General features: G+C 60.7%; 4 protein-coding genes. 2 read left to right on the plus strand and 2 right to left on the minus strand.

Annotated elements, in window-relative coordinates; all coding sequences use genetic code 11:
- Nucleotides 1-18: 18 nt before the first annotated feature.
- Nucleotides 19-2,574 carry an excinuclease ABC subunit UvrA gene (locus tag RR842_RS10470; RefSeq protein WP_332729699.1) on the minus strand — a complete coding sequence of 852 codons (2,556 nt, stop codon included), beginning with the start codon at nt 2,572-2,574 and terminating at the stop codon, nt 19-21.
- A 342-nt stretch (nt 2,575-2,916) separates the two neighbouring features.
- Here RR842_RS10470 and RR842_RS10475 point away from each other — a divergent pair, with 342 nt between their 5' ends.
- Together RR842_RS10475 and RR842_RS10480 are read left to right on the plus strand one after the other, a co-directional pair.
- A complete protein-coding gene (locus tag RR842_RS10475) occupies nt 2,917-4,704 on the plus strand; it encodes an ABC transporter ATP-binding protein (RefSeq protein WP_332729700.1) in 1,788 nt (595 codons plus the stop codon).
- 579 nt (nt 4,705-5,283) lie between these two features.
- On the plus strand, nt 5,284-5,457 hold the full coding sequence (locus RR842_RS10480) for a hypothetical protein (RefSeq protein ID WP_332729701.1): 174 nt from the start codon (nt 5,284-5,286) through the stop codon (nt 5,455-5,457).
- 25 nt (nt 5,458-5,482) lie between these two features.
- Here the strand turns inward: RR842_RS10480 and RR842_RS10485 are convergent, their stop codons facing one another.
- Nucleotides 5,483-6,442, minus strand: a complete 960-nt coding sequence (locus RR842_RS10485) for a hypothetical protein (RefSeq protein WP_332521383.1) — start codon at nt 6,440-6,442, stop codon at nt 5,483-5,485.
- Nucleotides 6,443-6,554: the final 112 nt, after the last annotated feature.

Raw genomic sequence — 6,554 nt, forward strand, 5'->3', positions numbered from 1 at the left:
GTTCGCTATCTTGCTGCCTTATCTGCGCAGGTGCTGCATCGAGGGTAGGTACTGTCCGGTGATGCTGGCCGGGTTGGCGGCGATCTGGGCGGGCGTGCCGGTGGCGACGATGCGTCCTCCGGACTCGCCGCCGCCGGGCCCCATATCCACGGCGTAGTCGGCGTTTGCTATGACGTCCAGGTCGTGCTCGATGACTACGACGGTGGCTCCGTGTTCGATAAGGTTCTCGAACACTTCGAGCAAGGTGCGCACGTCGAGCGGATGCAAGCCGATGGTGGGCTCGTCGAATACGAACACGGCGTCTTCCTGTGTGCGCGCCATCTCGCTTGCCAGCTTCAGACGCTGCGCCTCTCCGCCGGAAAGCGCGGGTGTCGCCTCGCCGAGTGTGAGGTAACCCAAGCCCAGGTCATGCAGGGTTTCTAGGCGCGCGTGCACCTTTTTCAGGTCGCCGGTGGTTGACAGCGCCTCGTCGACGCTGAGCGACATGAGCTGCGGCAAGGACAGGCCTAGGCCCTCGGTGCCCTTTCGGCTGCGGTGTATGAAGGTGGCCTCGTCGCTGTAGCGCGATCCTTTGCAGGCGGGACAGGTTATGTTGACGTCGGGCAGGAACTGCACGTCCAAGCTGATGGAGCCGGTGCCGTCGCAGGTAGGGCAGCGTAGTTTCCCGGTGTTGTAGGAGAAGTCGCCCGCTTTGAGCCCCGCTGCCTTCGCCTCGTCGGTGCGGGCAAAGGCGCGACGCAGCTCATCGTGCACGCCTGCGTAGGTGGCGACCGTCGAGCGCACGTTGGTGCCGATGGGCGTGGCGTCGATGAGGTTCGCCCGGCTGATACCTTCGGCCTCGATAAACTTCACGTGGGCGGGTGGCTTTGAGCCGGTCGCATAGGCCCTGAGGGCGGGGATGAGGCTTTCCAGCACGAGGGTTGTCTTGCCAGAGCCCGAAACCCCGGTGACGGCGGTTAGTCGGCCACGAGGGATATCGACGGACAGCGGCTTCACGGTGTGCAGCTCGTCTGTTTCCAGGTGGATGCGCCCCTTGTCAAAGACGGTGCCGGCGGCTAGGCGCTCGTGGACGCGCACCGATGCGTTCCCCGTTAGGAAGGGGCCGATGAGCGTTGCCGGGTTGGCTTCGATTTCCTCAAGGGAGCCTTGGGCCACCACCTGTCCGCCGCTGGCGCCCGCACCCGGCCCCATCTCGATGAGGTGATCGACGTGGGACAGGATATGCGTATCGTGGTCGACCATGACCACCGAGTTGCCGTCGGCCAAAAGGTCGCGTATGACCTCCAGGAGCCCGTCGATGTTGGAAGGATGCAATCCGATGGAGGGTTCGTCTAAAACGTAGAGCACGCCAGTGGTTCGGTTGCGCACCGCGCGAGCCAGCTGCACGCGCTGGCGTTCTCCGGTGGACAGCGTCGAGCTGGCGCGATCGAGTGAGAGATAGCCCAATCCCAGATCGACGAGGCGTCGGGCCGTGTGCTGGAGCGACTCGCAAATACTTGCGGCCAAAGGGCGCATCTCGCGAGGTAGGGTTGCAGGTACATCATCTGCCCATGCGACCAGATCTTCGAGGGTCTTCTGCGTTGCTTCTGCCAGGTTGATGCCAGCTACGTGCGGGTTGCGTGCCGGTGCTGAGAGGCGCGTGCCGCCGCAGGCGGGGCAGGGACCTTGCGCGAGGAACCGGGCCACGCGCTTGAGGCCCGCCTCGTCCTTCACCTTCGCCAATGCGTTCTCTACGGTATAGACGGCGTTGTAGTACGTGAAGTCCAGCTCGGCAAACGTATCGGACTTCTTTGCCTGGTAGAGGATGTGCTTCTTCTCGGCAGGCCCACGAAAAACCAGGTCGCGCTCTTCTGGCGTGAGTTGGTTGAAGGGGATGTCGGTGCGCACGCCCATCTCTCGGGCGACCTGCTTCATGAGATCCCACATGAGGGTGTTCCATGGCAGCACGGCGCCGTCCTCGATGGAGAGCGTCTCGTCGGGCACGAGCGAGGCAGTGTCCACGGTGCGCACGATGCCTGTTCCCTCGCAGGTGGGGCACGCCCCGTCGCTGTTGAAGGCCAGGCTTTCGGCACCCGGACCGTAGAACTGCACGTTGCACGTGGGACAGGTAATGGGTCGCTCGGCCGCCACGTTGAGAGTGGGTGGTACGCGATGGCCGTTGGGGCATACGTGGCTGCCTGTGCGCGAGAACAGCAGTCGCAGGCTGTTCAGCAGCTCGGTCGACGTGCCGAACGTGCTGCGTACTCCCGGGGTGCTCGGGCGCTGGTGTAGGGCAAGCGCCGCGGGAACGTGGAGTACTTCGTCGACATCGGCGCTGCTTGCCTGGGTGAGGCGGCGGCGCGTGTAGGTGGACAGCGCCTCGAGGTAGCGTCGCGAGCCTTCCGCATAGAGCACGCCCAGTGCCAGCGACGACTTGCCCGACCCTGAGACGCCGGCAATGCCCACCAGCTGGTTCAAAGGGATGTTGATGTCGACATTGCTCAAGTTGTGGACGCGCGCGCCGCGCACCTTGATGTGGGTGGGAGGTGGGAAAGAGCAGGGTGCCTGGGGCTCTTGTGCGTTTGGTTGGTGCATGGTCGTCAAGCCTCGGTATTCTCTTGCTTGGGCTTCGGTGGCGCGCGGTATGGAGTCGTGTGCTCTCATCGTAGTAAACCATATCTTGGACAAGCTGTGGTGTTCGTTGTCGAAACGCTATTTCTCCGGCATTGCGAATACGCTCCGTCGATCCGATATCCCCTGGTAATTTCTTTTCTGCTCCTGAGTGGTGGGCATGCCGACTGACCGACTGAAGGCTTGCGGCGGCGCAGTGAGCCTCTCGGAGCTGCGAACGGTTCCGGGATTTTATTTGCCATGTTCGCCCCGGACTTAGGGTACCTCTTTGTGGCATAATCTTCGACAAAGAGAGAAGGAACTAGTATGGCACGAACAGGTACCCCGTCCACGACGCGTCGCACACTGCACTACTTCTGGCTGGTCACCCGAAAGCACCTCGGGTTGTTTGCGGCGCTCATGACGTCCACGTTTCTATTCGTGGCGCTGTTGTCGTACGGCAACCCCTACGTGATGAGCCTCGTGGTGGACCGTGTGAGTGCGGGCCCTGTGGGCGCGGACGAGGTGTTCACGGTGTTCGGACCTTACATCTTGGCGCTTGTCGGCATCAATGTGGCCGGTCAGGTGGCCAGCAAGCTACAGGACTATACTATGTACCGGCTGCAGATCTCCGCTTCCTACGATCTGGCGACCATGTCGTTCGATGCGCTGTGCAACCAGTCGATGTCGTTTCACTCCAACCGCTTCGGCGGCACGCTAGTCAGCCAAACTACGAAGTTCATGAGCTCCTACCAGTTGCTGCTGGAAACCGTTACGTTCCCGTTTCTGCCGGTGATCTGCTCGGTTGTGTTCACGTGCGCTATCTTGGCACCGCGCGTGCCGGTGTACGTGGCTATTCTTATGGTGCTTTTGGCGGTGTATGCAGGCGTGTCGTATTTCATGTACAAGCGCATTTTGCACCTGAACGAGAGGGCGGCTGGCGCACAAAACCAGCTTTCCGGCGAGCTGTCCGATTCGGTGGCGAATATCTTGGCGGTGAAAACCTACGGACGCGAGGACTACGAGCGCGGGCTGTTCGACCAGGCGAACCGCGAGGTGGTGGCGCGCGACTCCAAGCGCATGTGGGCGTCGCTTACGCGCGGCATCGTGACGGCGTGCATCACCATCGCCATCATGAGCGTGGTTGCGGTGTTTATTGCGGGCGGCAATGCGTGGTACGGCATTACGCCGGGTACCTTGGTGGTCATGTTCACCTACACCTATACGGTCACGAACCAGTTCAACTTCATCAACAACGGCTTGCAGCGCTTCAACCGCGCTTTTGGCGATGCGTCCGGCATGACCGTGATCTTGGACGAGCCGCGCCTGGTGGCCGACAAGCCGGATGCGGAACCGCTTGAGGTGCGCGAAGGTGCCATCGACTTTGCGGGCATTGATTTCTGGTACACCGACGGAGAGGCGCGCACCCAGGTGTTCAACCAGTTCGAGTTGCATATTCCTGCCGGCCAGCGCGTCGGTTTGGTGGGTATGAGCGGGGCGGGGAAGACCACGCTCACCAAGCTTTTGCTGCGGCTGTCCGATATCCAGGAGGGGCGCATCCTTATCGACGGGCAGGATATTGCCGACACGACTCAGCAGTCGCTTCGCCGCCAGATTGCCTATGTGCCGCAAGAGGCCCTGCTGTTCCACCGTACTATCGCGGAGAACATCGCCTATGGGCGTCCGGATGCCTCGCTTGACGAGATCCGCAATGCGGCCCGCCAGGCGAATGCACTTGAGTTTATCGAGCGGTTGCCGCAAGGATTCGACACCATCACCGGCGAGCGCGGGGTGAAGCTTTCGGGTGGACAGCGCCAGCGCATCGCTATCGCGCGGGCGCTTCTGGCGGATTGTCCGGTGCTGGTATTAGACGAGGCCACGAGTGCGCTCGACTCTGAAAGCGAACAGCTGGTGCAAGATGCGTTGGCCACGCTCATGCGCGGCCGTACCGCGATTGTGGTGGCGCACCGCTTGTCAACGGTGGCCAGCCTCGATCGCATCGTGGTATTGGATGGTGGCAAGGTGGCCGAAGACGGCCCGCATGCCCAGCTTATCGAGGCTGGTGGCGACTACGCGAACCTGTGGAGCCGCCAGACGGGGGCGTATCTGGAATAAGGGTGCGGCTACGGTCGCAGTGCTCTCTCGCGGGATCGGCTTCGCGGACGTAGGCGGCTCGCAAATGTTTGAGCCTGAAGGGGGATCTGTCTAGAGAGGCGATTCTGAGCGCTTTTGTCGCGGCGGTTTGACCGGGCTCGCCCGATGCTGTGATGCTTGTTGTGAACTGCGGCTGCACGCCCTGGTTCGAGGTAGAGCACGGCTGGCGCAATGAATGCGCTCTCGGAGTTGGAGCATTGGTGCTGTCGTCCGCACGGTTGATTCCCTGAAAGTTGGCGGAAAATCAGAGATATTCGTCATTGGTTTTAGCATTTTAGCCAAGCGTCTTTGAGTCGTTGTCGTGATCAGGGGTAATGAGCGGCTGCAGATTCGACGCGGTTCTTTGGGTAACGTGGGATAGCTTCGAATGACGAATATCTATCGAAAACTGCCAAAACATCGTAGGTTTCGTGTTCGCCTGGTTAGGTGCTGCGATTCCCTTTTGGGGCACGGTATTGTGCCCGCAGTTTGAGCGGCGGGCAAGGGGGCAGATGGGCTCGAACGCGTGAGCGCAAAGTTATCCGGACGCTGCTGCTGGCGGTGGTGCTGACGACGACGACGGTGGTGGTGGTGTTGATGGGGGTGCTGCTGGCGGCTGCGGCTGCGGCGTTGGTGGGTGCAACGGCATACGTACGTGATCGACCAGGTGCTGCTGGCGGCGGCTGCGGCTGTGGCGCTGGTGGGGCCCTGCTGTTGGGGGGGCGGTGCTGCTAGTAGTCGATAGGGGCGGTGCGGATGATCAAGGCAGCAGTTCCGAGCGAAGCGCCAATTGCTTGTTGGAATAGTCGGCGCAGGTCGGTCTAATTCTTGTACCCAAGTGGCCGGCGAGGATGTGCACCAGCCGGGTGTATTCGCGATAGTTCTTTACTTGGGGCCATGTTGCGGTTATTACGGTGAAGCCGAGGGATTCGATCGCATTGCGGCGTGTGGCGTCGTTTGCAATGCGAGTGGCACCGGTGTGGCAAAGGGTGCTGTCGTATTCGACGGCTACCTTTTTGTCGGGCCAGAGTAGGTCGCATCGAAAGGAAGCTTGGTTGGCATCGCGCCTGTTTCGCTTTCCGAGGACGAGGGGGGCGTTCATTCGCGGTTGCTCGATGTTGCTTCCTCCGCGGGCGTAAGGGAGCGTCAAGAGTGCTGCCAGCATGGATTCTCTCGGTGAGGCTGACCCATCCAGCACATGGGGGAGAGCGGTTCGGGCTGCTTGAGCGCCCCGGATATGTTTTGCCTTGTTCGTGTAACAGTTCAGTTTTGAGAGCGAGGTGAGGGGAAGCCTGTTTCTCATGCCGTAAAACTCATTTTTGTCTGGTGCGTATGTTCCGCAAAACTCGTAGCCGAGATGCACGGTGCGTGAAAAACTCAGAAGCGAGGCCAGGTGGACAAAAGTCAGCTCGGGGCTGGTGATGAGAAGGGGTTCGTCGCAGCCGGGAAGCACGATTGTTCGCAAGGAGCCGTCGGGTAAAGTTTTTGCTTGGTGAATAACGAGGCAAGATGAGTTTTTTCGTCGGCCATCGAGCGCCAAGACATGGATGGGCGGGGAGAAGAGATTGGTATGGGATAGCAGGTATTTTTTCGCCAAGGAGGCGTGCGGCGCTTTTTCGGGGAGGGTTTTGGCGCGACACGTTGCGCGTGCCAAGCCGGCATCGCTGAGCGTCGAGCGCCAGTATTCGAGGGCAGATATGTGGGAGAGAACTACTTTCATGACCGGAGTTTATCACGGAGTATTAGCAGATGAAGGTACAATTTTCCGGTGCTTGAACGGTGCTTGAACGGTGCTTGAACGGTGCTTGAACGGTGCTTGAACGGTGCTTGAA

The organism is Gordonibacter sp. (assembly GCF_036667095.1).
In the GTDB taxonomy this organism is placed as follows: Bacteria; Actinomycetota; Coriobacteriia; order Coriobacteriales; family Eggerthellaceae; genus Gordonibacter.

Bases quoted from the DNA above. Each gene is read 5' to 3' on its own strand.
- RR842_RS10470 (WP_332729699.1), bottom strand. From the start codon at position 2,574: ATGCACCAACCAAACGCACAAGAGCCCCAGGCACCCTGCTCTTTCCCA.
- RR842_RS10475 (WP_332729700.1), top strand. From the start codon at position 2,917: ATGGCACGAACAGGTACCCCGTCCACGACGCGTCGCACACTGCACTAC.
- RR842_RS10485 (WP_332521383.1), bottom strand. From the start codon at position 6,442: ATGAAAGTAGTTCTCTCCCACATATCTGCCCTCGAATACTGGCGCTCG.